Genomic DNA, 24,154 nt, shown 5'->3' with positions numbered 1-24,154 from the left:
GCATCCTCCCCTCGGCCGACCCCTCGAACCGGATCTGCCGTACACGGCAAATCAGCTTGACCGTGTGGATAATCACACACTCTGTCCGGTTTGTGTCGATCACGTTTCGGGGACGTTGCGCTCCAACTCGTCGAGCCAGATCCGGGCCGTCCCGTCGGAGGGCGCCCGCCAGTCGCCGCGCGGGGAGAGGGCGCCCCCGGCCGACACCTTCGGCCCGTTCGGCAACGCCGAGCGCTTGAACTGGCTGAAGCCGAAGAACCGGGTCAGGAACACCCCGAGCCAGCGCCGGATCTCCGGCAGGCCGTAGGCGAGCCGCTTGTCGGCGGGGAAGTCGGGCGGCCACGCGCCCTTCGCCGCGTCGCCCCAGGCATGGAGCGCCAGGAAGGCGATCTTCGACGGGCGAAAGCCGTGGCGCAGGGTGTAGAACAGGGTGAAGTCCTGCAGCGCGTAGGGGCCGATCACGGCTTCCGTGCTCTGCGGCGCGGCGTCCGCTTCGGCCGGCACGAGCTCGGGCGAGATCTCGGTGTCGAGCACCGCGCTCAGCACGCGCCCCTCCTCCATGCCGAACTGGCCGGAGGCGATCGTCCAGCGGATCAGGTGCTGGATCAAGGTCTTGGGCACGCCGGCGTTGACGGCGTAGTGGCTCATCTGGTCGCCGACGCCGTAGGTGCACCAGCCGAGCGCCAGCTCCGACAGGTCGCCGGTGCCGACGACGATCCCGCCGGCGTGGTTGGCCAGCCGGAACAGGTAGTCGGTGCGCAAGCCCGCCTGCACGTTCTCGAAGGTGACGTCGTAGACCGCCTCCCCCGCCGCGTAGGGGTGGCCCATGTCGGCGAGCATCTGGCGGGCGGCGGGGCGGATGTCGATCTCGGCCGCGGTCGTGCCGAGCGCCCGCATCAGCGCGTGCGCGTTGCCCTTCGTCGCGTCCGAGGTGGCGAAGCCCGGCAGGGTGTAGGCCAGGATGTCCGAGCGCGGAAACCCGAGCCGGTCGAAGGCCTTGGCGATCACGATGAGGGCATGGGTCGAGTCGAGCCCGCCCGAGACGCCGATCACGGCCTTGCGCGTGCCGGTGGCTTCCAGGCGCTTGGCGAGGCCCGCGACCTGGATGTTGTAGGCCTCGTAGCAATCCTGGGCGAGGCGGGCCGGGTCGGCCGGCACGAACGGAAACCGCTCGATCCGCCGCATCAGCCCGAGGTCGCCGGCCGGCGGATCGAGGCGGAACGGCACGCGGCGGTAGGCCGGGCGGGGGCCGCCGCGAGCGTTGTCGTCGAAGCTGCCGGCCTGCAGACGCTCCTGGGCGAGGAGGTCGAGGTCAACGTCGGCGAGCGTCGCGACCGGCGAGGCCGAGAAGCGCTCGCCTTCCGCCAGCCGCACGCCGTTCTCGTCGACGCTGGTCTGCCCGTCCCAGGACAGGTCGGTGGTGGATTCGCCCAAGCCCGCCGCCGCGTAGACGTAGGCGCACAGGCCGCGCATCGAGGCCGCGCGCGAGAGCAGGGCGCGCGACTCCGCCCGGCCGACCGTGATCGGGCTGCCTGAGAGGTTGGCGAGCACCGTGGCGCCGGCAAGCGCCGCGTGCATGCCCGGGGCGTCGGGCACCCACAAATCCTCGCAAATCTCCACGCCGACGGTCAGGCCCGGCACGTCCTCGGCGACGAACAACTGGTCGGCGCCGAACGGCACCTCGTGGCCGGCGAAGCGCACGGTCTCGCCCGCGATGCCGGCGCCGGAGGCAAAGTGCCGCTTCTCGTAGAACTCGCGGTAGTTCGGCAGGTGGAGCTTCGGCACGACGCCCAGCAGCCGGCCGCCCTGGATCGCGAGCGCCGCGTTGTAGATCCGGTTCCGCCAGCGCACCGGCGCGCCGACGAGGAGGAGGGGGCGGAGATCGCCCGAGGCCGCGACCAACCGCGCCGCCGCCGCCTCGACCGCATCGAGCAGCGTCGCCTGCAGCAGCAGGTCCTCGATGGCGTAGGCCGACAGCGCGAGCTCCGGGAAGACGGCCACCGCGACGCCCTGCCCGTGGCACCGCTCGGCGAGCGCCAGGATCGCGTTGGCGTTGCGCTCGGGGTCGCCCGGGTGGCTCCGCCCGGTGCAGGCGGCCACGCGGGCGAACCCGTGCGCGTAGAGGGATTGGAAGTCCTTCCGGGGAAGGGCTTGCGAGAGAGGGGCTTGTGCCAAGGGCGTCACGACCCGCGCGAGGTGGAATGTCCCCACCACCTTACCGCTTGCCGGCCCGCCCCTCCAGCACTCGGCGACGGGCGGTTTTCAAGGCTCTGTTAACGACGTTCGGCCTAACTCGGATCGACCGTTCCGGGCGGGACGGCCTTTCCGTGTTTCGAGTTTTTGAGAACCCATGCGCGCATCGGGACGGCCTCCCTATTCTCATCGCGACCCCTCTCGCCCCAGCCGCGGCGGCGACCGCCCGAGCCTCACGCTCGGCGCGCTGGCGCATCGGTTGATGTCCCTGCGGGCGAGCCTGACGCGGCGCCTCGTCGGCGGCCCGCAGCGGCCGGGCTACGCCATCGCCGGCACCCGGCCGGCGCCGAGCTGGCTCACGCCGCCGAACGCGATGCTGGGGCGCGGCACCGAGCCGGGCTCTGACGGCAGCTGGACCGATTCCCGCGCCGGCCGCGACGCGGTGTTCGCCGACGCTTGGCCGACCGAGGTCTTCGACGACCGGGCGACCCTCGACATGCTCGACGGCGCCCGGCCCGAGAGCCGCATCGACGCCTCCGCCTCCTCGCCCGGTGTGCTGGTGCGCTCTCCGCGCCGGCCGGCCGCGATCACGCCGGAGGACATCGACCGTCCGCGCGGGGTCGCCCACGCTGTGGCAGGCGCCTCGCTCCGCCCCGACGCCCCGCCCGCCGTGCGCTACACCCGCACCCCCGACACCATCCTGCAGGAGCGCCGCCAGCGCGCGCTGGAGGCCGAGCGCAACGCCCTCGACCTCGCACGGGCCGACGCGCAGGCCGCGATGCTGGCCGCCGCCGCCGAGCGCGACGCCGCCGCGCATGAAGCCGAGATCGATGCCGAACGGTCGGCCGCCGAAGCCGAGCGCGGGGCGGCCGAGGCCGTGGCGATCCCGCCCGGGCCGCCGCTGCCCCTGTGGCGCCAGCCCTTCGTTCCGCCGCCCGGCGTCCGCTTCTTCCGCACGCCCGATCGCCGCCCGTCGCGCCCGGCGGTCGAGCTGTCGGCCGCCACCGCGCCCGCGCCGGCCGAGGCCCGCGACCTGTCCGAGCTGCCCGATTGGTCCGACGTCCAGCCCTGGTTCGAGGCGGGCGACTGGTCCTCCGCCGAGGCCTGGGCGGCGATCCGGCCCGGCTCCGCCGAGGGCGGCGACGCCGCGCAGGAGGTTTCGGTCGCGATGCCGGCCGAGCCTGCGCCGGCCGACCGATTCGTTTCGGTGCCGGTGGACATCTCGCATCTGCGCTCGCTGCCGCCTGCGCCGGTCTACGTCCTCGACCGCCTCGTGCGCTTCGATCGCCCGCTCCGCCCCGAGCACGGGCAGGACAACGCGAGCCAGCACGACGTCGTCCAGGACGACGCCGGCCAGGACGGCCTCGGCCACGGCGGCGACGTGGTGATCGCCGCCGCGGTGCCGGCGCTCTCGGTGCGCCCGGCGCTGTCGCTGGTGTTCGGGCCCGGAACCCCCCTCCCCTCTCCGGCAGCGATCCACGAGGTCCGCCGCGCCCCGGTGCTGTCGGCGATGGCCGCCCGCGCCGCGATCCGTCCCGCGCGGCCGACGGAGCCGGCCCTGCTGCCGGCAATCGTCGACCTCGAAGCCGTCCAGCCGGAATACGAGGCCGCGTTCCAGGCCGCCGAGCCGGCCTTCGGCGCCGAATCCTTCGCGCCGACCTTCGCGCCGAGTTTGGCGATGCCGGCCGCCGCGCCGCCGGTGGTCCTGCCGATCGTGCCGCGCCCCGTGCTGCTGCGCGGCAAGGCCGCCCCGGCCCCGGCTCCGGTCGAGGTCGCGCCGGTGTCCGAGCCGACCTTCGAGGCGCCCTCGGAGCCGGTCTTCGAGCAAGCCTTGGAGCACGCCTCGGAGCAAGCCTTCGAGCCGGTGGTCGAGGCCCCGGCGTCGCCGGTCGCGGCGATGCCGGTCGTCGGCCGCCCGCACCTGATCGCCGCCGGCCGTCACCTCGCTATCGCCTCGGTGGAGAACGCCGACTACGAGCTGCCCGCCCTCGACCTGCTCGCCATGCCCGTGCCCGGCGAAAGCCCGGAGGTGGACGCCGACGTGCTGGAGCAGAACGCGCTCAACCTGCAGCAGACGGTCCAGGATTTCGGCGTACGCGGCGACATCCTCGCGGTGCGCCCCGGCCCGGTCGTGACTCTCTACGAATTGGAGCCGGCCCCCGGCACCAAGTCCTCCCGGGTCATCGGCCTGTCGGACGACATCGCCCGCTCGATGTCCGCGGTCTCGGCCCGCGTCGCCGTGGTGCCCGGCCGCAACGTCATCGGCATCGAGCTGCCGAACGAGATCCGCGAGACGGTGTTCCTGCGCGAGCTGCTTTCGGCGCCGGACTTCTTCGCCAGCAAGCACAAGCTCGCGCTTTGCCTCGGCAAGAACATCGGCGGCGAGCCGATCATCGCCGACCTCGCCCGCATGCCGCACCTGCTGGTGGCCGGCACCACCGGCTCGGGCAAGTCTGTGGCGATCAACACCATGATCCTCAGCCTGCTCTACCGGATGAAGCCGGAAGAGTGCCGCCTGATCATGGTCGACCCGAAGATGCTGGAGCTGTCCGTCTACGACGGCATCCCGCACCTGCTCTCCCCCGTCGTCATCGACCCGAAGAAGGCGGTCATCGCCCTCAAGTGGGCCGTGCGCGAGATGGAGGAGCGCTACAAGAAGATGTCCAAGATCGCGGTCCGCAACATCGACGGCTACAACGCCCGGATGGCGGAGGCGCGCGCCAAGGGCGAGACCATCACGCGCACGATCCAGACCGGCTTCAACCGCGAGACCGGCGAAGCGGTGTTCGAGGACGAGGCGATGGACCTCTCCCCGTTGCCCTACATCGTGATCGTGGTCGACGAGATGGCCGACCTGATGATGGTGGCCGGCAAGGACATCGAGGGCGCGATCCAGCGCCTCGCCCAGATGGCGCGGGCGGCGGGCATCCACCTGATCATGGCGACGCAGCGTCCGTCGGTGGACGTGATCACCGGCACGATCAAGGCGAACTTCCCGACGCGGATCAGCTTCCAGGTGACGAGCAAGATCGACTCGCGCACGATCCTCGGCGAGATGGGCGCCGAGCAGCTCTTGGGCCAGGGCGACATGCTGTTCATGGCCGGCGGCGGCCGCACGACGCGCGTGCACGGGCCGTTCTGCTCGGACTCGGAGGTCGAGAGCGTGGTCGCCCACCTCAAGCGCCAGGGCCGGCCCGCCTACCTCGAGGCGGTCACCGCCGACGACGGGTCGGAGGATGCGCCCAAGGGCAAGGGCCGGGGCAAGGCCGAGGCGGTCGAAGCCGAGGTCGAGGAGGCCGACCTTCCGGTGTTCGACGTCGGCGCCTTCGTGGCGGCGTCGGGCGGCGAGGCCGGCGACCTCTACGAGCAGGCGATCCAGGTGGTGCTGCGGGACCGCAAGGCCTCGACCAGCTACATCCAGCGCCGCCTGCAGATCGGCTACAACCGCGCCGCCTCGATCATGGAGCGGATGGAGATCGAGGGCATCGTCGGCCAGGCCAACCACGCGGGAAAACGCGAGATCCTGGTCGAGGGCGCCCCCCACGCCGCCAGCATGTACGACGACGAGTAGCCGGCACGCGGCGTCGGCCCGAAACCGGGCCGGGCGTCGCATCTTCGCCACAGGGTGCCGCTCTAACGGCGCCCGACGACGCGCCCGGATGCCCGGCGCCCCGAGCGGGCGTCCCGGCTCGACGGGCGTTTCGCGCGCCACGACGCCCTCGCGCGGCGCCGTTTGCACGCCGGACGCCGACCATCGCTTGCGGGACGCCGCACCCGCCCAGGAGACGCCTGTCCATGCTCGGCCGCCGCACCCGACTTGCCGGATCGCTCTTCGCGCTCGCGGCCTGGATCGCCCCGGTCGCGCCGGCCGACGCGCAGGTCAGCAGCTTCCTCGACGGCCTGTTCGGCCGCAAGGAACAGCCGGCCCCGGCGCCAGAGCCGGAGGCGGCGCCGGCTCCATCGCCGACGCCGGCCGCGCCCGCGAAGAAGACGGTCGCCAAGCCTGCGGCCAAGGATTCGACGAAGGACGCGACGAAGGAATCATCGAAGGACGCCAAGGCCCGCTCGGCCGAGAAGCCCGGTGCCGCCAAGCCGGTCGCGGGCAAGCCCTCCGCGGCGGACGCGAAGGTCGCCGCCGTCGGCGCGCCCGCCCCTGCCCCGGCCGGCGCCTCGGACGAGCCGCCGGACGCCGCCACCGTGCTGTCCCAGGCCAACGCCTACTTCAACGGCATGGGCACGCTCACCGGCTCGTTCATCCAGATCGCCGCGGACGGGCGGCGGATCGGCGGCAAGCTCACCATCGCGAAACCCGGCCGCCTGCGCTTCGACTACGACCCGCCCTCGCCGCTGGAGGTCGTGGCCGACGGCACCTCGGTGGCGGTGCGCGACCGCAAGCTCGCGACCCAGGATCTGTACTTCATCGCCCAGACGCCGCTGAAATTCCTGGTCCGCGAGAAGATCGACCTCGCCCGCGACCTCACCGTCACCGACGTGTCGAACGATCCCGGCGGCGTCCGCATCAGCCTGGAGGATCGCGCGACGCTGGGCGGCACCTCGAAGATCCAGCTGTTCTTCGACCCCGACGTGAAGGTGCTGAGCCAGTGGCGGATCACCGATCCGCAGGGCTACCTCACCACCGTGCAGCTCTCGAACCTGCAGCGGGGCAAGGCCGTCGACGGCAACCAGTTCTTCATCAATTACGGCCGCCCCGAGGACAAGGCGATGCAGGAGCGGATCAAGCAGTCGCAAACCCCGTGAGGTTTGGCGCGGCGAGGATTCCTTAACGCTCTCCGCATCGATCCGGGGACAGGCGCCTTGAAGCGTGGCGATTGCCGCCTAGCGCCGCCGCGGTGAACCCGCCGTCAACGCGCGCCGCCCGATCGTGCCCCTCGTTCGATTCGATCGGGGGTACGACATGGAAATCGCCAGGCTTCTCCACACCTTCGCAGGGCCCGTCGCCGCGTTCCTCGCGGTGGTGCCGGGCCTGCGCCGACCGGCCGGCCCGCCGCCGCCGGTGCTGGCCGGGCCGACGGTGACGAACGTCGACTTCCCCGCCGGCCGGCCGCCGGCCGCCGGCTACTGGCCCGAGCGGTCCTGCATCCTCTCCGGCCGCCCGGAGCAGACCGCGACCTACGTCTACGAGAGCCCCGACAAGCTGTTCGCCGCCGGCATCTGGACCTGCCGCCCGGGCAAGTTCCGCATCGACTTCGGCCGGGACGAGTTCATCCACCTGCTCGAAGGCGTCGTGATCGTCACCGACGCCGAGGGCACCGCGAAGACCTACCGGGCCGGCGACGCCTTCGTCACACCGAAAGGTTTTTCCGGCACCTGGGACGTGATCGAGCCGGTGAAGAAGCACTTCACCTATTACGGCGCCGTCGACTGAAGCGCCTTACGCGGCTTCGGGATTCCAGCCAGGGCGGTCGCTGGAAGCAGCGTTCGCGGCTTCAGGGCGCGAAGAGCGCCCCGCGGAGCGGAAGCCCGAGCCCGCGGATGCGGGCGCCGGCGATTGAGGCCGCAATGAAAAACGGGGCAAGCGCTGTCAGGCGATTGCCCTGGGGCGCCAGCGATCGAGCTCGCTGTCGATCGCGCCCTCGGTGCCGCGCATGAACTCGGCCGCCGACAGGCCGGGCGCCAGGGGGGCGAGGTAGCTCACCGTCACGGTGCCGGCCCGCGTCGAGGACCCGGTCGGCCAGTACAGCCCGGAGTTGACCGCCACCGGCAGCACCGGCAGGCCGAGCCGCCCGTACAGCAGCTCGACGCCGCGCTTGAACTGCAGCTTCTCCGCGATGGTGCCGCGGGTGCCCTCGGGGAAGATCAGCACCGAACGCCCGTCGGCCACGGCGGCGCGGCTCTCGTCGATCATCGTGCGCAGGGCCTGCGTGCCGTTGGCGCGGTCGATGATGATCATCGGCGAGCGGCGCAGGAACCAGCCGACCACGGGGATGGCGACCAGCTCGCGCTTGGCGATGATCGCCACGTCGGGCACCAGGATCAGGAAGGCCAGCGTCTCCCAGGCCGACTGGTGGTTGGCGACGATCAGGCAGGGCTCGTTCGGGATGCGCTCGCGCCCCTCCTCGACGTAGCGCAGGCCGCAGATCGTGCGGAGCCCGAACAGGATGCCGCGCGCCCACAGGCGCGTCGCCGCGCGGATCGGCCGGACGGGCGAGCCGGAAGCGGCCAGCACTGCGAGCGGCGCCAGGAACAGAGCGGTCCAGGCGGCCCAGTAGGCGTTGAACAGGACGGAGCGGATGCGCGGCAAGGGCGATGTCTCTGGCGTGTCGTCTAGCGGGGGGCGAGCGGTGGTCCGTGCGCGGACATACTCCGTCGTCCTGGGCTGAGCACGCCATTTCCGCGAGGGCCCCGGTCGCGGCGTCGATCGCACGGCCGAATCGCGCTATCCAGCCGCGTCCCCCCGAGAACCGCGAGCGTTTCCGTTGCGCCTCACCGTCACGTCCTGGAACATCAATTCGGTGCGCCTGCGCATCGACCTCGTGCTGCGCTTCCTCGCCGAGGCGAAGCCCGACGTGCTCTGCCTGCAGGAGACCAAGTGCCCGGACGACGCCTTCCCGCTGAAGGCCTTGCGCGGCTCCGGCTACGAGAACGTCGTCTTCGCCGGGCAGAAGGGCTACAACGGCGTCGCGATCCTCTCGCGGTTCCCGCTGATCACCCGCGACGTGATGAGCTTCTGCGAGCGCCAGGACGCGCGCCACATCTCGGCGGTGCTCGGCCCCGAGGCGGGCGCGGCCGCGGGCATCGCGTTGCACGATTTCTACGTGCCGGCCGGCGGCGACGTGCCCGACACCGCCCTCAACCCGAAATTCGCGCACAAGCTCGATTTTCTACGCGACCTGCGCGCCTGGGGCGGGCGCCGGATGAAGGGGCCCGCGATCCTCGTCGGCGACCTCAACGTTGCGCCGCTTGAGCACGACGTCTGGTCGCACAAGCAACTCCTCGACGTGGTGAGCCACACGCCGGTCGAGACCGAGGCGCTCGAACGCCTGCGCAACGAGGTCGGCTGGGTCGACACCGCGCGGCTGCTGACCCCGCCGCCCGAGAAGATCTTCACGTGGTGGAGCTACCGCTCGCCCGACTGGGCGGCGGCCGACAAGGGCCGGCGACTCGACCACGCCTGGGTCTCGCCGGACCTGGCCGGCACCGTGCACAAGGTCGACGTCGCGCGGGACGTCCGCGGCTGGGAGCGCCCGTCCGACCACGCGCCCGTGACGCTGACGCTGGAGCTCTGACCGGAACGCGGACGGGCTCGGCGCATTGCACCTTCACACGCTCGTGAAGAAGGTCCGCCGACCCATGCGAAAGATCCTGCTCGCCTTCCTGCTGCCGAAGGTCGTCTCGTATCTCCGCCGCCGCTACGGCGGCGGGCAGACCCCGCACCGCCGCTCGTTCTGAGCGTCTGCACCCAGCCACGGGGGCATGCCCCCTGTGGTCCGGTTTCAGCCTGATGCCTGCGACGCGCCCGCCCTCACCCGGCGGGCGTTCTTGCGCCCGTAGACCGCGTAGAGGGCGAGGCCGAGCGCGAGCCAGATTGCGAGGCGGATCCAGGTCTCGCCCGGCAGGCCCGCCATCAGCAGCAGGCACGACAGGATGCCGAGGCCGGCCACCGGCGTGACCGCCGGGACCCGGAACGGGCGCGGCCGGTCCGGCTCGGTCCGCCGCAGGATCAGGACCGCGGTGCAGACCAGCACGAAGGCGAACAGCGTGCCGATGCTGACGAGTTCGCCCAGCTCCTCGATCGGCACGAGGGCGGCGACCAGCGCGGTGAGCCCGCCGATCGTCGCCTGGCTCAACATCGGCGTGCGCGTCGTCGGGCTCACCTGTGCGAACAGGCGCGGCAGCAGGCCGTCGCGGGCCATGGCGTAGAACACCCGCGCCTGCCCGTAGAGCGCGGTCAGCGTCGCGGTGGTCAGCCCGACCAGCGCGCCGAGCTTGATCGCGACGCTGAAGCCGCCGAGCCCGATCGCGTCGATCGCCTTGGCGATCGGGTCGGCGACGTTCAGCGACCGGTACGGCACGAGGCCGGTGAGCACCGCGGCGACCGCGACGTAGAGCACGGTGCTTACCGCCAGCGACCCGAGCAGCCCGATCGGCGCGTCGCGCTGCGGATCACGGGTCTCGCCGGCGGCGGTCGAGACCGTCTCGAAGCCGATGAAGGCGAAGAACACCACGCCGGCCCCGCGCAGGATGCCGCTCCAGCCGAATTCCCCGAAGGTTCCGGTGTTCTCCGGGATGAACGGGTGCCACAGTTCCGGCTTCAGGTGCGCGGCGCCGACGCCGACGAAGCCGAGGATGATCGCGACCTTGAGGGCCACCATCGCAGCGTTGACCCACGAGGCCTCGCGGCTGCCCCGCATCAGCAGCGCCGTCAGCGCGAGGACGATTCCCGCCGCCGGCAGGTTGACGAGGCCGCCTCCCCCGGGCGCTGCGGCGAGGACCGCGGGCAGGCGCAGGCCCGCATCCGCCAGCAGGCTCTGCGCGTAGCCCGACCAGCCGACCGCGACGGTGGCCGCGGCGAAGGCGAATTCCAGGACGAGGTCCCAGCCGATGATCCAGGCGCAGAGCTCGCCGAGCGTCGCGTAGGTGTAGGCGTAGGTCGAGCCCGGCACCGGGATCATCGCGGCGAGTTCCGCGTAGCACAGCCCGACGAAGGCGCAGGCGATGCCGCCGGCCACGAACGACAGCGCCAGCGCCGGCCCGGCATATTGCGCGGCGGCCGTGCCCGTGAGGACGAAGATCCCCGCCCCGATGGTCGCGCCGAGGCCGATGCAGACCAGCCCGAACGCCGACAGGTCGCGGGCCAGTGCCGGCCCTTGGTCGTCGTCATGCGCGGCGACGAGCGCGGCGACGGATTTCTTCGTGGCGAAGAGGCCGGTGGTCATGGGGTGGCGTGGTCCGAACCCGCGGGCGATGCGCGAGGCTGCGGCAAGGGCCGCGCCAGCGATAGCCGCGTCGGGCAAGAATCTTCGCGCGCTCCGCGATCAGGCTCCGGCCGGCTGCGGAGGCGAGCGCGGGTCCCTTCTCCCAGGGGGAGAAGGACAGGATGAGGGGCGTGCCCTGTCCTGAGAGGTCACGCCCCTCACCCCAACCCTCTTCCCCATGGGAGAGGGGGTCACGCGGTGCTTCGAACGATCCATCCGGTGCCGTCATGCCGCGATGGACGTCAGTTCGAAGGCAGCGCGACGCGCGACCGCCGCCCTCAGCGCCGCTCGTACAGCAGCCGCGCGCGGATCGTGCCCGGGATCGCGCGGATCTCGGCGAGCAGGGTCTCGGCGTCGGCGTTGGTCGCGTCGGTCTCCAGCACCACGTAACCGACCTCGCCGTCGGTCTGGTAGAACTGGCCGGCGATGTTGATGCCGGCGCGGGAGAACACCGCGTTGAGCCGGTTGAGCATGCCGGGCAGGTTCTGCTGCACGTGGATGAAGCGGGCGCCGGTCGGCCGCGGCGGCAGCTGCACCTGCGGGAAGTTCACCGCGCCGATCGTCGAGCCGATGTCGGAATAGTCCACGAGCTTGCGCGCGACCTCCGCGCCGATGCGCTCCTGCGCCTCCTCGGTGGAGCCGCCGACATGCGGGGTCAGGATCACGTTCTCCAGGCCCTGGAGCGGCGAGACGAAGCGCTCCTGGTTCGAGCCGGGCTCGACCGGGAACACGTCGACGGCGGCGCCCGCCAGGTGCCCGTCGCGGAGCGCGCGAGCGAGCGCGTCGAGGTCGACGACGGTGCCGCGGGCGTTGTTGATGAGGTACGCACCCGGCTTCATCGCGCGGATCTCGGCCTCGCCGATCATGTTGGCGGTGGCGTCGGTCTCGGGCACGTGCAGCGAGACCACGTCGCTCTGGGCGAGCAGGTCGGCGAGCGAGGCGGTCGGCTCGGTGTTGCCGTGGCGAAGCTTGTCGGTGTGGTCGTAGAACACCACCCGCATGCCCATGGCCTCGGCCAGCGTCGAGAGCTGCGTGCCGATGTTGCCGTAGCCGACGATGCCCAGCGTCTTGCCGCGCACCTCGACGGAGCCCGTCGCCGACTTGTCCCACCGGCCCGCATGCGCCCCGACCGAGCGCGGCACGATTCGGCGCAGCAGCATCACGATCTCGCCGATGACGAGCTCGGCCACCGAGCGGGTGTTCGAGAACGGCGCGTTGAACACCGGCACGCCGCGGCGGCGGGCGGCGTCGAGGTCGACCTGGTTGGTGCCGACCGAGAAGCAGCCCACCGCGAGTAGCCGGTCGGCCGCGTCGAGGGCGGCCCCATCGAGCTGCGTGCGCGAGCGGATGCCGAGGATGTGGATACCCTTCAGGGCCGCGTGCAGGGCGTCGCGGTCGAGCGCCTTCGGCAGGCGGACGAGGTTGGTGTAGCCCGCCGCCTGCATCAGGCCGACGGCGTTGTCGTTGATGCCTTCGAGCAGCAGCACCCGGATCTTGTCCTTCGGCAGGGACAGCCGTTCCGGCAGGACCAGCGTCACGGGGGGCGGTTCGTGGTTCATGGTGCGATCGGTCATGTAACGAGAGGCGCGTCGCGCCGCGATGCGGCAGCGTTAGGAGCGGCAATGCCGCGAAGCAACGACGCATGGGGATGGCTGGGATGCATCCGCGCGCCGTTATATCCGGCCTGGGCCTGCGGCTCCGGGCGCGAAGAGCGCCCCGCGGAGCGAAAGCCTAAGCCCGCGGAGGCGGGCGACGGCGACTGAGGCCGAAGGAGAACAAGGCAAGCGCTTTCGAGCGGTCGACCGCGTGCCCGCGCCGGGCTGGCGTTGGCGAGGGTTTCGTGTATGGTCCGCGCGGCCTCGGCCCGGCGACGGGCGGGGCCGAAACCGCTTGGGCCAACGACCCTGCTGGACGACATCCCGGCATCGGCCAAGATCCGAGCACGACCCGAGCCTGCCGACGCGCAGCCCTCCCGTTTCGGAGGGGCGACCGCACGGCACCTCCGAACACCTCACCTGAAAGGCACTGCGATGTCGATCTCGGCAGAGCGCAAGACCGCGCTCATCAAGGAATACGCGACCGTCGCCAAGGACACCGGCTCGCCGGAGGTCCAGGTGGCGATCCTCACCGAGCGGATCACCAACCTGACCGCCCACTTCAAGACCCACGGCAAGGACAACCATTCCCGCCGCGGCCTCCTGAAGATGGTCTCGCAGCGCCGCTCGCTGCTCGACTACGTGAAGCGCCGGGACGAGGCCCGCTACCGCGGCCTCATCGAGCGCCTCGGCATCCGCCGCTAAGCACTGCACGCGGTTCCGAGCCCGGCTCGGGACCGTTTTTTATGGAAAGCATTTTCGAGCGAGGCGGACACCGGCTCGCGCGAAGAAAATGCGACGACACACCGAGATGGGGTGTCTTTCGCGATCCGAGGATCGCGGAGGACGCTCCCGTACCTCGGGTGGCCGGAACGGGTCCGGCCCTCCGAGCAACGGGCGACTTCGAGGCGCGAACACCAGGGACAGGATCGCAGGGCACTCCGCCGCCGGAGTGTCCCGCCGTCTTGCCCCTGGCCGCGCCGGGTTCGCCCGCCGCACGATGGCAAGGAAAACAGAATGTTCGACGTACAACGTGAAGAGCTGATGTGGGGCGATCGCCGCCTCGTGCTGGAGACCGGCAAGGTCGCGCGCCAGGCCGACGGCTCGGTGATGGCCACCTACGGCGACACCTCGGTGCTCGCCACCGTCGTCTCCTCCAAGGAGCCGAAGATCGGGATCGACTTCCTGCCGCTCACCGTGAACTATCAGGAGCGCGCGTACGCCGCCGGCCGCATCCCCGGCGGCTACTTCAAGCGCGAGGGCCGCCCTTCCGAGAAGGAGACCCTGGTCTCCCGCCTGATCGACCGCCCGATCCGCCCGCTCTTCATCGACGGCTGGCGCAACGACACCCAGGTCGTCGTGACCGTGCTCACCCACGACCTCGAGAACGATCCCGACATCCTGGCGATGGTCGCGGCCTCCGCGGCGCTGACCCTGTCGGGCGTGCCGTTCATGGGCCCGATCGGCGCGGCCCGCGTCGGCTACGCCAACGGCCAGTACGTGCTGAACCCGCCGGTCCCGGAGATGGACGGCGCGGTGCTCGACCTCGTCGTCGCCGGCACCACCGACGCGGTGCTGATGGTCGAGTCGGAGGCGAAGGAGCTCTCCGAGGAGATCATGCTCGGCGCCGTGATGTTCGGCCACAAGCACTTCCAGCCGGTGATCGAGGCGATCGTCCGCCTGGCCGAGAAGGCCGCCAAGGAGCCGCGCGCCTTCTCCCCGCCGGAGAACGCCGACGTCGAGGCCGCCGTGCTCGGCGTCTGCGAGTCGGAGCTGCGCGACGCCTACAAGATCACCGTCAAGCAGGAGCGCTACAAGGCTGTCGACGCCGTGAAGGCGAAGGTGGTCGCCGCGCTCTGCCCGGCTGAGGGCGAGCAGAAGTTCGCCCCCGAGAAGGTCAAGGCCGCCTTCAAGGAGGCGCAGTCGAAGGTGGTTCGCTGGAACATCCTCGACACCGGCTCGCGCATCGACGGCCGCGACGTGAAGGCCGTCCGCCCGATCGAGAGTCAGGTCGGCGTGCTGCCGCGCGCCCACGGCTCGTCGCTGTTCACCCGCGGGGAGACGCAGGCGCTGGTCGTCGCGACGCTCGGCACCGGCGAGGACGAGCAGTACATCGACGCGCTGCAGGGGACCTACAAGGAGACCTTCCTGCTGCACTACAACTTCCCCCCCTACTCGGTGGGTGAGACCGGCCGCATGGGTTCGCCCGGCCGCCGCGAGATCGGCCACGGCAAGCTCGCCTGGCGCGCGATCCACCCGGTGCTGCCACCGGCCCACGAGTTCCCGTACACGATCCGCGTCGTGTCCGAGATCACCGAGTCGAACGGCTCGTCCTCGATGGCCTCGGTCTGCGGCGGCTCGCTGTCGCTGATGGATGCGGGCGTGCCCCTGCGCCGTCCCGTCGCCGGCATCGCCATGGGCCTCATCCTCGAGGGCGAGCGCTACGCGGTGCTCTCCGACATCCTCGGCGACGAGGACCACCTCGGCGACATGGACTTCAAGGTGGCCGGCACGGACGAGGGCATCACCTCGCTCCAGATGGACATCAAGATCGCCGGCATCACCGAGGAGATCATGCGGGTCGCCCTCGACCAGGCCCGCGACGGCCGCGCCCACATCCTCGTGGAGATGGCGAAGGCGCTGACCGCCGCCCGCCCCGAGCTCGGCGAGTACGCGCCGCGCATCGAGACCATGCAGATCCCCACCGACAAGATCCGGGAAGTGATCGGCACCGGCGGCAAGGTGATCCGTGAGATCGTCGAGAAGACCGGCGCCAAGATCAACATCGACGATTCCGGCACGGTGAAGATCGCGTCGGCCGACGGCAAGGCGATCAAGGCGGCCTACAACTGGATCCGCTCGATCGTGGCGGAAGCCGAGCCGGGCATGATCTACGAGGGCACCGTCGTGAAGACGATGGAGTTCGGCGCCTTCGTGAACTTCTTCGGCGCCAAGGACGGCCTCGTCCACATCTCGGAGCTCGCCGCCCAGCGGGTCGCCAAGGTGACGGACGTCGTCAGCGAGGGCCAGAAGGTCAAGGTCAAGTTCCTCGGCCAGGACGACCGCGGCAAGATCCGCCTGTCGATGAAGGTCGTCGACCAGGAGACCGGCGAGGACCTCACCGAGAAGCTCAAGGCGGAGCGCGCCGAGCGCGGCGAGCCCGAGCGCGAGGAGCGGGCCCCGCGCGAGCGGAGCGAGCGCAGCAGCCGCGGCGAGCGTCGCAACGCCAACGACTGATCGTTCGGACCTGAGGTCCTGACGGCGAAGACGGCGCGGTCCTCTAGGGGGCCGCGCCTTTTTCGTGGCGGTTCCGGCGCGGCGGCAAACGACACAGCGTGAGGAACGGCGGCGTTCGCACGGCGTTCGATCCGCGAACCCCAACAGGAGTGCAGTCGATTCCATGGCCAACGACATGATCCACGACATCTTCAGCGGCGAGCCGAACCTCAGCACCACGGAGCGCGCAGTCTCGGTGGCGCTCGGCCTCGGCATCGCGGCGGCCGCCGCACAGCCGCGCCCGAACAAGTGGCTGAGCCTCGCCGCCCTCGTCGTCGGCGTCGGCCTGGCGCTGCGCGGCGCCACCGGCCATTGCGCGATGAAAGCGGTCTCCGACCGGCTCTGAGCTTCGACGAAGCGAGACGAAAAAAGGGGGCGCCTCGCGGCGCCCCCTTTTTTTGGTCGGTCGTCTAAGTGAGATGGACCTCAGAGCGTCGTGGTGCGGCCGCGGCTGGCGACGAAGCCGTAGATGGCGAGCACGACGATCGCGCCGACGACCGCGCCGATGAAGCCTGCGCCCTGGTTCGGGCCGTACCAGCCGAGCGCCTGACCGAGGAAGGTCGCGACGAAGGCGCCCACGATGCCGAGGATGGTGGTCAGAATGAAGCCCGCGGGCTCGTTCGAACCGGGCATGATGAACTTGGCGACGACGCCGGCGAGAAAACCGATGATGATGGTCCAGAGAATACCCATGACGAACCCCTTGGCGACGTGACGCCTGACGATGTGACGCCGCTTATCCGATGACGCGACGCTAGAACGGACGTGAAACGCACGGTCGGCTTCGTGGGTTGCGACGAATTGGCCGCGATCGGACCTTTTTCCATGCCTTCTCTGGCTCGATCGCCGGCGCGGCGCCCCTTTACCTGGCTGGCGCCGGGCGGCAGAAGCGGTCCGAACCGCAGCTGAGGACAGGGCATGACGATCGAACGCTTCGAGCCGGGCGCACGGATGGCGCAGGGCGTCGCCTACGGCGACACGGTGTACCTCGCGGGCCAGGTCGCGGCCGACACGGTCGGCACCGGCGTCACAGCGCAGACGCAGCAGATTCTGGGACAGATCGACCGGTTGCTGTCGGACGCCGGCAGCGACAAGGAGCGCATCCTGATGGCGACGATCTACCTGGCCGACATCGGCACCTTCGCCGAGATGAACGCGGCCTGGGACGCCTGGGTGTCGAAGGAAAACCCGCCCGGCCGCGCGACCGTCGAGGCCAAGCTCGCCGGACCGGAATACCTCGTCGAGATCGTCGTCGTCGCCGCCCGCTCGGACAAGTGAAGGGCGCCGCGATGCGGATGGTCCGGTGCGCCCGCGCGATCCTGCTCGCGGGACCGATGCTCGCGGGCGGGCCGGCGCTGGCGGTCGGCCCCGAGCGGGTCGTCAACATCTACAACTGGTCGGACTACGTCGACCCGAAGGTGCTCGAGGCCTTCACCCGCGAGACCGGGATCAAGGTCGTCTACGACACCTACGACAACAACGAGATCCTCGAGACGAAGCTGCTCGCCGGCAGGTCCGGCTACGACGTGGTCGTGCCGTCGGGGCCGTTCCTGCAGCGGCTGATCAAGGCCGGCGCGTTCCTGCCCCTCGACAAGGCCAAGCTCAAGAACCTCGGAAACGCCTGGCCGGAGATCGCCGGGCGGCTCGCCACCTACGATCCCGGCAACGCCTACGCCGTCGACTACATGTGGGGCACCACCGGGCTCGGGCTCAACCTCGGGCTGGTGCGCGAGCGCCTGGGCACGAACGCCGCCTTCAACAGCTGGAACCTCGTCCTCAACCCGGCCTCGGCGAACAAGCTGAAGGATTGTGGAATCATGATGCTCGACAGCCCCGAGGACCTGATCCCGAGCATGCTGCCGACCTTCGGCCTGAAGAGCGATTCGAAGCGCTGGGACGACATCACCCAGGTCACCGACGCCCTGTTCAAGGTGCGCGGCACGGTCCGGAAGTTCCACTCGTCGGAGTACATCCAGTCTCTCGCCAACGGCGACCTCTGCGTCGCGGTCGGCTATTCCGGCGACGTGCTGCAGGCGAAGAAGCGGGCCGACGAGGCCAAGAACGGCGTCGAGATCGCCTACCTCATTCCAAAGGAAGGCACGCTGATGTGGTTCGACGCCTTCGCGATCCCGAAGGACGCCGCCCACCCTGCCGAGGCGCTGAGCTTCATCGACTACATGCTGCGGCCAGAGGTGGCGGCGGCCAACACCAACTTCGTTTCCTACGCCAGCGGCAACCTGCCCGCGAAGGCGTTCGTGAAGCCCGAGATCCTGTCCAATCCCGGCATCTACCCCGACGAGGCGACGATGCAGCGCCTCTCGGTCAACACCGCCTGGGACGACCGCACCCAGCGTTTCGTCACGCGAGCCTGGACGCGGGTGCGCACGGGCAAATGAGGCGTGCGCCGGGCATGAAAAAGCCCGGCGCGACGGCCGGGCTTCGCTTCTGGTCCGAGGACGCGATCAGTCCTTGAGGTCGGCCGGCACCTTGCCGCCGTTCTCTTCGAGCTTCTTGATCACCTGCTTGTGCAGCCAGACGTTCATGGTCGCCGAATCGTCCTTGTCGCCGGTGAAGTGCAGCTCGTCGGCGAGCTGCTTGCGGGCGGTCAGGCTCGAATCGAGATCGAGGAGCTTCATCAGGTCCACGATCGAAGTGCGCCAGTTCAGCGTCTGGGAGTTCTTCTCGGCCATGCCGTTGAGCACGGCTTCGACGTCGACCTGGCCGCCCGAGGTGGAGGCCGACGGCGACGCGTCGGCCGTGGTGGAGGTCGAGGCCGGGCTGCTGGAGCCGCCGGCATCCGTGGTCGAGGGCGCGGCCGAGGACGAGGCCCCCCCGAACGGATGCAGGATCTTGCTGACGATGCTGCCGAGTAGGCTCATGAGATGGATTCCCTCGATCGATGCCGCGGAAGACGTGCCGCAGTCGCGGGATAACGGGGGCGGGACCGGCCTGTTCCGGTTGTGTTGCGTCCTCAGCGAAAGAACGGCAGGCCGACGCCGAGCAGCACAAGGCCGACGAGCAAGCAGATCCCGCTCCAGCGTTCCAGCATCGGTGCACGTTCGGCGTCGCGCGTCGACAATGCGGCGAGGCCGACGCCACAGGTCAGGCAGGTGAAGCACAGCATCGCGACGAGCATCGCCAAGTTGGATTTGTTACGTCGGCAAAGCAGTTAGATTACCCGAATGCGGATCGCAACGGCTTGCAGATCCATAAATATCGGCCTCACTTGATTTTGATGAGTACGCGTAGCGACTCTCGGACCTAACGGTTGAATTAACGGTTCAAGCGTCATGACGCTCCGACGTATGGTCGTGACCATGTGGTTACATCGATCATCTTGGGACGGTGGACGCCGCAAGGCCTGCGCATGAGATATGCGATTTGACCTTTCGCCGGCCTGTGGCATGGGAGCGGCGCACGCCGAACCCGTCGGTCCCCGAGCCCGGACCCTGAGAGCCCATGCGCTACCGTCCCTTTCGCCGCACGATCCTCGCCGCGGCCCTGTTCGCCCTCGGCGCGGGCCCCGCCCCGGCGCAGACCGCGTTGGTCCCCGTCCGCATCGGCGTGATCCCGGTGATCGGCGCGGCGCCGATCTTCGTCGCCAACGGCGAGGGTTGGCTCGATGCCGCCGGGCTCAAGCCCGGCTTCACCACCTTCGAGTCCGGCCCGAACATGATCCAGGCGCTGGCGTCGGGCACCATCGACGTCTACGTCGCCGGCATCGCGCCGCTGGCCGTGGCGCGCACCAAGAACATCGACGTGCGCGTGGTCGCCGCGACCGCGGTCGAGGAGATGGTGTTCGTCGCCGGCCCCAAGCTCGCACCCTACTTCGCGGCCACCGCCGACAAGGCGGAGGCGTTCCGCCGCTACCGCGAGAAGGAGGGCCGCGCCGCCCGCCTCGCGACCCAGCCGCCGGGCTCGGTGCCGAACACGACGCTGCAGCACTGGCTCTGGCAGGTGGCCAAGACCGACAAGGCGAACGCCGACGTCGTCGCCATGGGCATCGACGCGACGCAGCAGGCGCTGCTCGCCGGCGCGGTGGACGGCGCCTCGATCCGCGAGCCGGCGCTGACGATCGTCCAACAGCGCAACCCGGCGATCACGCTGATCGCCACCGGTGCCGAGATGTTCCCCGATCAGCCCGGCACCGTCGTCGCCGTCTCCGGCGCCTTCGCCGACCGCAACCCGGCCGCCGTGCAAGGGCTCGTGGATGCGCTGGTGAAGGCGACCGACCTGCTCAAGACCGATCCGGCGCGCGCCGCGCCGCCGGTCGAGAAGGCGCTCGGCAAGGGCATCACCGACCTCGCCACCATCCGGAAGGCGCTCTCCTCGCCGGCGGCGAAGTTCACCGCCGACCCGCGCGTGATCATCGAGGCCACGAAGAAGATGCAGGCCTACCAGGTGAGCATCGGCACCCTCGACAAGGACGTGCCGACGGACGGCCTGTTCGTGCCGGGCTTCTACGAGAAGGCGGTCGCGCGCTGACCTTCCTCCGCTCGATCCTGCTGTCGGCCGCGGGGCTCGCCGCCTTCCTGCTCGTCTGGGAGGCCGCGCCGCGGCTTGGGCTGATCAATCCGGCCTTCCTGCCGCCGCCGACCACGATCCCGGCCGCGTTCCTGCGCGAGATCGAGCTCGGCGTCTGGTTCGAGGCGGTGGCGTCGAGCCTCAGCCACTACCTCGTGGGGCTCGCGGTCGGCGCCGGCGCCGGGATCGCCCTGGGGCTCGTCGGCGGCATGTCGCGGACCTTCGAGTCGGCGACCGCCTGGGTGGTGCGCCTGCTCCGGCCGATCCCCGGCCTCGCCTGGGTGCCCTTCGCCATCATCTGGTTCGGGGTCGAGCCCTCTGCCGCCGTCTTCATCATCGCCGTCGGCGTGTTCTGGATCGTGTTCTTCGCGACGCAGGGCGCCGTGCGCGGCGTCGACCGCGACCTGATCGAGGTGGCGCAGGCCTTCGGCTTCCGCTCGGCCCCCGCTCGGCTGACCAAGATTCTGCTGCCCGCGGCGACGCCGGGCATCCTCGTCGGCCTGCGCACGGCCCTGGGCCAGGCCTGGATGGCGGTGGTCGCGGCCGAGATCTTCGGCGTGCCCGGCGTCGGGCAGCGGATGATGCAGGCCTCGAGCCTGCTCTCGACCGACATCGTGGTGGTCTACATGCTGACCATGGCCGGGCTCTACGGGCTGTTCGATTCCGCCTTCGTCGCCCTGCAGGGCTGGCTCCTGCGTTGGCGGGCCTGAGCGCATGACAGCCGACACCGCCCCGCACGCCCCGATCGTCGCCTTCCGCGGCCTCAGCCTCGCCTACGAGCGCGCGGGCACGCGCAACGTCATCCTGTCGAACCTCGACCTCACGGTCGCGCGCGGCGAGTTCCTGGTGATCGTCGGCGAATCCGGCGTCGGCAAGTCGACGCTGCTACGGGTGCTGATCGGGCTCGCCGCGCCGAGTTCCGGCACCGTCGACCTTGCGACGCGCCCCGGGTGCCGCACGCCGATGGCCCTGGTGTTCCAGGATGCGCGCCTGCTGCCGTGGCGGCGCGTCATCGACAACGTGGCGTTCGGCCTCGAGAACAGCGGCCTGTCGCGTGCCGAGCGTCGCGCCAAGGCCGGCGAGATGCTGGCCCTCGTCGGGCTCGGCGACCTCGCTCAGCGCTGGCCGCACCAGCTCTCGGGCGGGCAGCGCCAGCGCGTCGCCATCGCCCGCGCCCTCGCGGTCGACCCCGACGTTCTGCTGATGGACGAGCCGTTCTCGGCGCTCGACAGCTTCACCCGCGAAGGCCTGCAGGACGAGGTGCAGCGCATCCAGGCCGCCACCGGCAAGACGGTGCTGTTCGTGACCCACGACATCGACGAGGCGGTGACCCTGGCCGACCGGGTGGTTGTGCTCGCCGGCAAGCCCGGCCGCGTGGCGGCGGAGGTGCGCATCGACCTGCCGCGTCCGCGGCGGCGGCGCGACGGCGCGTTGCTGGAGGCGGCCCGGCGCCTGCGCGGCGAGCTGTCCCGCGACTCGGCGGAACTCTGACGGAAGCCTCAGAACCAACCTCGGTGAGCCCGGCTCAGCGAGGTTCGACCCCCGCAACTGCGAGGCGGTGGTCGTCCGCCGCGCCTCATGGGTTATGACCCATGAGATTTGGTATCAGTTGTCCGAATAGGCCCGCATCATCTCGACGATGCGGGCTCGTACCTCCGGGTCCCCGACCCGCAGGAACGCCGCCAGCATCGCGTCGCATTCGGCCGCATTGGGAGTCAGTGCGTCCGAGACCGATGGCTCGTGCCGGTAGAAGTCCGAGACCGGGATCGCGAGCACGGCAGCGATCTTGCCCAGGATCTGCTGGCTGGCCGCCGAACGCGAGCCATCCTGCATCAGACGCGAGGTTGCCGGGTCCGTCATCGGTTCGTGCCGTCCAGTCTACCTGCCTGCGGTCGGCCCGGCACATGCATGCGAGCGAACCGATTGGTCAAATCAGTATTCACGTAAATCGTTGCATGCGCAACGACTAGTTTCAACCATGCGTAGAAAATACGATCGGTGATCCGAGGCACCTCGACGTTCCACGCGGCGCGACGCCATCACGCCAGCGTCGTCGACACCGCCAACCAGACCAAGGCGGCCGCTCCGAGGATGCGCCGCCAGGGGTTCACCCCGCGCAGAACTTCGTCGGCGGCCCACCACCCGAGCGCCGCGCCCGCCCCGATCCGCAACCAGAAGTCCGGCCGACCTTGCGGAACGAGGACCCAGCGCACAATCGAGAACCCGAAAAACAACCAGAGCGGGAGATTGGGCCATTGTCCAATGACGAACGCGCCGGTTCGCCGGTCGCGGAACGTCCAGTCCACGGCGCGGCGCAGGGCCGACACGGCCCGCTCAGACCTTGTCAGTGCCCTCGGCCTGGCGGAGCGGCGCGCAGATCTGCGGGCTGACCTTGTCGAGGTGCACGCAGGCGTTGTCGCGGTACCAGGCGCGCAGGCCGGGCTGGGTCGGCGCGACGTACATCGCGACGAGAACGAAGCCGCCGGCGAGCACGATGAGGGTGAGGAGAAGGTTGCGCATTACGGGGGCTCCGATCGGACGGGCCGCCGGGCGACGGGTCGTCCAGGCAAAAGGCCCGTTCGCCGGAAAGGGCGCGGGCCGGGCGGTCGCCAGGTTAGCCCGACGACGGGTCCTGTTCCGCCCGCACAACGGTCCGGGCGCGCCTGGGTTCCGATCCGCGGCGGCGCCGAGGTGATGGTTACCGCCGGCGCGAGCTTCGCGTGCGGTCTTAACGAAGCGTGAAGCGCGTTTCCGGGAAATCCGCGAGGGCCGGTTAAGAAAGCCTGAAACGATTCGCTCGAATGCGCCGGACGATGGATGGTGGGGCGACCGGGCGACGTCCGGCCCCTTCCCGAGACACCATCAGGCGACGGCCATGACCGAGACGTTCGACGACCTCAAGTTCCTGATGACCCTCGCCTTCGTGGTCTTCGGCGGCTTCGGGCTCGACGCGCTTCTGCGCTGAACGTGCGGCGCGGGGTCGATCAGCGCGCCGCGGCCCCGTAGGCGCTGCGCAGGGCGAGCAGGGCGTCGGAGGGGCCGATGGCGCGGGCCGGTCGCGCGGTCGGACCGAGCCGGAGCGCCGGCGTGGGGCGAGCCTCGGCGACGACCTTCACCTTCGGCGCATCCGGGACCTGTCCGGATCGCAGGAAGCGGGCGAGTTCGGCGGCCTTGGCGCGCTGCTCGGCGTGGAGCAGCCGCAGGGCCACCACGATCCCGATCGCCCCGGCGCCTTCGAAACAGGCGGCGATCACGTATCCGGGCGCCATGGTCGTGACTCCTTGGAGAGTTGCCGGGGCGCATGCGGAGGGCGCCGCCGTTCCGCGACGGGTTCTCGGCGGTCATGGTTACCGCCATGTTAACCGCCGGCGGTGTCGCTCCCGGTTCCGGATTTCGTGATGGCAGCGGGCAATGGTCGCCCTCGAGGCCGGCGGGTGGATCGCCTCGATCGCCGCTGCGTCCGTCCGGTTTGAAACCAGTCGGAGCCCCCGTCACGGTGACACCTAGGAGCGCGTCCGAGTAATCCTCTCGACGGCGGGGCCGGAGGGTGATTCACTTGGCTCATGGCCAAGGTGTTTCGCTCCTGGGATGTGGATCAGGGCTGGTTGCTGCCGCCCTCGCTGCACGAGT

Annotated in this window: 23 protein-coding genes; 12 read left to right on the top strand and 11 right to left on the bottom strand. The window is 70.4% G+C overall.

Annotated elements, in window-relative coordinates:
• Positions 1-99 precede the first annotated feature (99 nt).
• Positions 100-2,175 carry an NAD(+) synthase gene (locus FV226_RS15720; RefSeq protein WP_147763642.1) on the bottom strand — a complete coding sequence of 692 codons (2,076 nt, stop codon included), beginning with the start codon at positions 2,173-2,175 and terminating at the stop codon, positions 100-102.
• Between the two features lie 280 nt (positions 2,176-2,455).
• Between FV226_RS15720 and FV226_RS15715 the strand changes: the two genes are divergently transcribed.
• The 3 genes from FV226_RS15715 to FV226_RS15705 all read left to right on the top strand — a co-directional run bounded on the left by FV226_RS15715 (position 2,456) and on the right by FV226_RS15705 (position 7,579).
• The gene (locus FV226_RS15715; RefSeq protein ID WP_246691616.1) at positions 2,456-5,764 is read left to right on the top strand and encodes a DNA translocase FtsK; all 3,309 of its coding nucleotides are present in this window, start codon (positions 2,456-2,458) and stop codon (positions 5,762-5,764) included.
• A 224-nt stretch (positions 5,765-5,988) separates the two neighbouring features.
• Positions 5,989-6,951, top strand: a complete 963-nt coding sequence (locus tag FV226_RS15710) for an outer-membrane lipoprotein carrier protein LolA (protein WP_147763640.1) — start codon at positions 5,989-5,991, stop codon at positions 6,949-6,951.
• A gap of 157 nt (positions 6,952-7,108) precedes the next feature.
• Positions 7,109-7,579 (top strand): cupin domain-containing protein, encoded by a 471-nt coding sequence (locus FV226_RS15705; RefSeq protein WP_147750963.1) that lies wholly within the window; start codon positions 7,109-7,111, stop codon positions 7,577-7,579.
• 156 nt (positions 7,580-7,735) lie between these two features.
• On the opposite strand, the gene FV226_RS15700 is transcribed toward FV226_RS15705, so the two are convergent.
• Entirely contained in the window at positions 7,736-8,455 is a 720-nt protein-coding gene (locus FV226_RS15700) for a lysophospholipid acyltransferase family protein (RefSeq protein WP_147750962.1), read from the bottom strand.
• 175 nt (positions 8,456-8,630) lie between these two features.
• Here FV226_RS15700 and xth point away from each other — a divergent pair, with 175 nt between their 5' ends.
• Positions 8,631-9,440, top strand: a complete 810-nt coding sequence (gene xth / locus FV226_RS15695; RefSeq protein ID WP_147763639.1) for an exodeoxyribonuclease III — start codon at positions 8,631-8,633, stop codon at positions 9,438-9,440.
• A gap of 207 nt (positions 9,441-9,647) precedes the next feature.
• Here the strand turns inward: xth and FV226_RS15690 are convergent, their stop codons facing one another.
• A complete protein-coding gene (locus FV226_RS15690) occupies positions 9,648-11,090 on the bottom strand; it encodes an amino acid permease (RefSeq protein ID WP_147763638.1) in 1,443 nt (480 codons plus the stop codon).
• Between the two features lie 317 nt (positions 11,091-11,407).
• Positions 11,408-12,655 carry a phosphoglycerate dehydrogenase gene (gene serA / locus FV226_RS15685; protein WP_147763657.1) on the bottom strand — a complete coding sequence of 416 codons (1,248 nt, stop codon included), beginning with the start codon at positions 12,653-12,655 and terminating at the stop codon, positions 11,408-11,410.
• A 504-nt stretch (positions 12,656-13,159) separates the two neighbouring features.
• On the opposite strand from serA, the gene rpsO reads away from it, so the two are divergent.
• The 3 genes from rpsO (at position 13,160) to FV226_RS15670 (ending at position 16,346) form a co-directional block, all read left to right on the top strand.
• The gene (gene rpsO, locus FV226_RS15680; protein ID WP_147750959.1) at positions 13,160-13,429 is read left to right on the top strand and encodes a 30S ribosomal protein S15; all 270 of its coding nucleotides are present in this window, start codon (positions 13,160-13,162) and stop codon (positions 13,427-13,429) included.
• Between the two features lie 312 nt (positions 13,430-13,741).
• On the top strand, positions 13,742-15,961 hold the full coding sequence (gene pnp, locus FV226_RS15675) for a polyribonucleotide nucleotidyltransferase (protein WP_147763637.1): 2,220 nt from the start codon (positions 13,742-13,744) through the stop codon (positions 15,959-15,961).
• Between the two features lie 163 nt (positions 15,962-16,124).
• Positions 16,125-16,346: a YgaP-like transmembrane domain gene (locus FV226_RS15670; protein WP_147750957.1), complete on the top strand. Its 222-nt coding sequence runs from the start codon at positions 16,125-16,127 to the stop codon at positions 16,344-16,346.
• A gap of 80 nt (positions 16,347-16,426) precedes the next feature.
• On the opposite strand, the gene FV226_RS15665 is transcribed toward FV226_RS15670, so the two are convergent.
• A complete protein-coding gene (locus tag FV226_RS15665; protein ID WP_147750956.1) occupies positions 16,427-16,693 on the bottom strand; it encodes a GlsB/YeaQ/YmgE family stress response membrane protein in 267 nt (88 codons plus the stop codon).
• A gap of 225 nt (positions 16,694-16,918) precedes the next feature.
• On the opposite strand from FV226_RS15665, the gene FV226_RS15660 reads away from it, so the two are divergent.
• Positions 16,919-17,278, top strand: a complete 360-nt coding sequence (locus FV226_RS15660; protein WP_147763636.1) for a RidA family protein — start codon at positions 16,919-16,921, stop codon at positions 17,276-17,278.
• A gap of 56 nt (positions 17,279-17,334) precedes the next feature.
• The gene (locus FV226_RS15655) at positions 17,335-18,396 is read left to right on the top strand and encodes a polyamine ABC transporter substrate-binding protein (protein WP_246691619.1); all 1,062 of its coding nucleotides are present in this window, start codon (positions 17,335-17,337) and stop codon (positions 18,394-18,396) included.
• A 66-nt stretch (positions 18,397-18,462) separates the two neighbouring features.
• Here FV226_RS15655 and FV226_RS15650 read toward each other — a convergent pair whose 3' ends face one another.
• Together FV226_RS15650 and FV226_RS28040 are read right to left on the bottom strand one after the other, a co-directional pair.
• Positions 18,463-18,879, bottom strand: coding sequence for a DUF3597 domain-containing protein (locus tag FV226_RS15650; RefSeq protein ID WP_147763635.1), 417 nt, complete (start codon positions 18,877-18,879; stop codon positions 18,463-18,465).
• Between the two features lie 92 nt (positions 18,880-18,971).
• Positions 18,972-19,142: a hypothetical protein gene (locus FV226_RS28040; RefSeq protein WP_187278773.1), complete on the bottom strand. Its 171-nt coding sequence runs from the start codon at positions 19,140-19,142 to the stop codon at positions 18,972-18,974.
• Between the two features lie 317 nt (positions 19,143-19,459).
• Here FV226_RS28040 and FV226_RS15645 point away from each other — a divergent pair, with 317 nt between their 5' ends.
• Genes FV226_RS15645 through FV226_RS15635 form a run of 3 tightly spaced genes read left to right on the top strand, consistent with a single transcriptional unit; the run spans position 19,460 to position 22,015 of the window.
• Positions 19,460-20,485 carry an ABC transporter substrate-binding protein gene (locus tag FV226_RS15645; protein ID WP_147763634.1) on the top strand — a complete coding sequence of 342 codons (1,026 nt, stop codon included), beginning with the start codon at positions 19,460-19,462 and terminating at the stop codon, positions 20,483-20,485.
• Complete coding sequence (locus FV226_RS15640) at positions 20,482-21,234, top strand: ABC transporter permease (protein ID WP_147750968.1); 753 nt, start codon at positions 20,482-20,484, stop codon at positions 21,232-21,234. The genes FV226_RS15645 and FV226_RS15640 overlap by 4 nt, the downstream gene beginning before the upstream one ends.
• A 4-nt stretch (positions 21,235-21,238) precedes the next feature.
• Positions 21,239-22,015, top strand: coding sequence for an ABC transporter ATP-binding protein (locus FV226_RS15635; RefSeq protein WP_147763633.1), 777 nt, complete (start codon positions 21,239-21,241; stop codon positions 22,013-22,015).
• Between the two features lie 114 nt (positions 22,016-22,129).
• Here the strand turns inward: FV226_RS15635 and FV226_RS15630 are convergent, their stop codons facing one another.
• From FV226_RS15630 to FV226_RS15615, 4 genes are all read right to left on the bottom strand, one after another.
• Positions 22,130-22,384 carry a hypothetical protein gene (locus FV226_RS15630; RefSeq protein ID WP_147763632.1) on the bottom strand — a complete coding sequence of 85 codons (255 nt, stop codon included), beginning with the start codon at positions 22,382-22,384 and terminating at the stop codon, positions 22,130-22,132.
• Between the two features lie 179 nt (positions 22,385-22,563).
• Positions 22,564-22,842, bottom strand: a complete 279-nt coding sequence (locus tag FV226_RS15625) for a hypothetical protein (RefSeq protein ID WP_147763655.1) — start codon at positions 22,840-22,842, stop codon at positions 22,564-22,566.
• A 16-nt stretch (positions 22,843-22,858) separates the two neighbouring features.
• Positions 22,859-23,044, bottom strand: a complete 186-nt coding sequence (locus FV226_RS15620; protein WP_147750950.1) for a hypothetical protein — start codon at positions 23,042-23,044, stop codon at positions 22,859-22,861.
• Positions 23,045-23,508: 464 nt separating this feature from the next.
• Positions 23,509-23,793 carry a hypothetical protein gene (locus tag FV226_RS15615; RefSeq protein ID WP_147763631.1) on the bottom strand — a complete coding sequence of 95 codons (285 nt, stop codon included), beginning with the start codon at positions 23,791-23,793 and terminating at the stop codon, positions 23,509-23,511.
• Positions 23,794-24,154 lie beyond the last annotated feature (361 nt).

It is taken from the genome of Methylobacterium sp. WL12 (genome assembly GCF_008039475.1).
Taxonomy (GTDB): domain Bacteria; phylum Pseudomonadota; class Alphaproteobacteria; order Rhizobiales; family Beijerinckiaceae; genus Methylobacterium; species Methylobacterium cerastii.
The sequence above is the reverse complement of the archived record's forward strand: the minus strand, read 5'-3'. Positions and strand labels throughout refer to the sequence as shown.

Excerpts from the sequence above, each read along its gene's own strand:
- FV226_RS15690 (WP_147763638.1), bottom strand. The coding sequence starts at position 11,090 with ATGACCACCGGCCTCTTCGCCACGAAGAAATCCGTCGCCGCGCTCGTC.
- pnp (WP_147763637.1), top strand. The coding sequence starts at position 13,742 with ATGTTCGACGTACAACGTGAAGAGCTGATGTGGGGCGATCGCCGCCTC.
- rpsO (WP_147750959.1), top strand. The coding sequence starts at position 13,160 with ATGTCGATCTCGGCAGAGCGCAAGACCGCGCTCATCAAGGAATACGCG.
- FV226_RS15710 (WP_147763640.1), top strand. The coding sequence starts at position 5,989 with ATGCTCGGCCGCCGCACCCGACTTGCCGGATCGCTCTTCGCGCTCGCG.
- FV226_RS15705 (WP_147750963.1), top strand. The coding sequence starts at position 7,109 with ATGGAAATCGCCAGGCTTCTCCACACCTTCGCAGGGCCCGTCGCCGCG.
- FV226_RS15620 (WP_147750950.1), bottom strand. The coding sequence starts at position 23,044 with ATGCGCAACCTTCTCCTCACCCTCATCGTGCTCGCCGGCGGCTTCGTT.
- FV226_RS15715 (WP_246691616.1), top strand. The coding sequence starts at position 2,456 with ATGTCCCTGCGGGCGAGCCTGACGCGGCGCCTCGTCGGCGGCCCGCAG.
- FV226_RS15670 (WP_147750957.1), top strand. The coding sequence starts at position 16,125 with ATGGCCAACGACATGATCCACGACATCTTCAGCGGCGAGCCGAACCTC.
- FV226_RS15645 (WP_147763634.1), top strand. The coding sequence starts at position 19,460 with ATGCGCTACCGTCCCTTTCGCCGCACGATCCTCGCCGCGGCCCTGTTC.
- FV226_RS15665 (WP_147750956.1), bottom strand. The coding sequence starts at position 16,693 with ATGGGTATTCTCTGGACCATCATCATCGGTTTTCTCGCCGGCGTCGTC.
- FV226_RS15660 (WP_147763636.1), top strand. The coding sequence starts at position 16,919 with ATGACGATCGAACGCTTCGAGCCGGGCGCACGGATGGCGCAGGGCGTC.
- FV226_RS15615 (WP_147763631.1), bottom strand. The coding sequence starts at position 23,793 with ATGGCGCCCGGATACGTGATCGCCGCCTGTTTCGAAGGCGCCGGGGCG.
- FV226_RS15630 (WP_147763632.1), bottom strand. The coding sequence starts at position 22,384 with ATGACGGACCCGGCAACCTCGCGTCTGATGCAGGATGGCTCGCGTTCG.
- FV226_RS15655 (WP_246691619.1), top strand. The coding sequence starts at position 17,335 with ATGCTCGCGGGCGGGCCGGCGCTGGCGGTCGGCCCCGAGCGGGTCGTC.
- FV226_RS15650 (WP_147763635.1), bottom strand. The coding sequence starts at position 18,879 with ATGAGCCTACTCGGCAGCATCGTCAGCAAGATCCTGCATCCGTTCGGG.
- FV226_RS15635 (WP_147763633.1), top strand. The coding sequence starts at position 21,239 with ATGACAGCCGACACCGCCCCGCACGCCCCGATCGTCGCCTTCCGCGGC.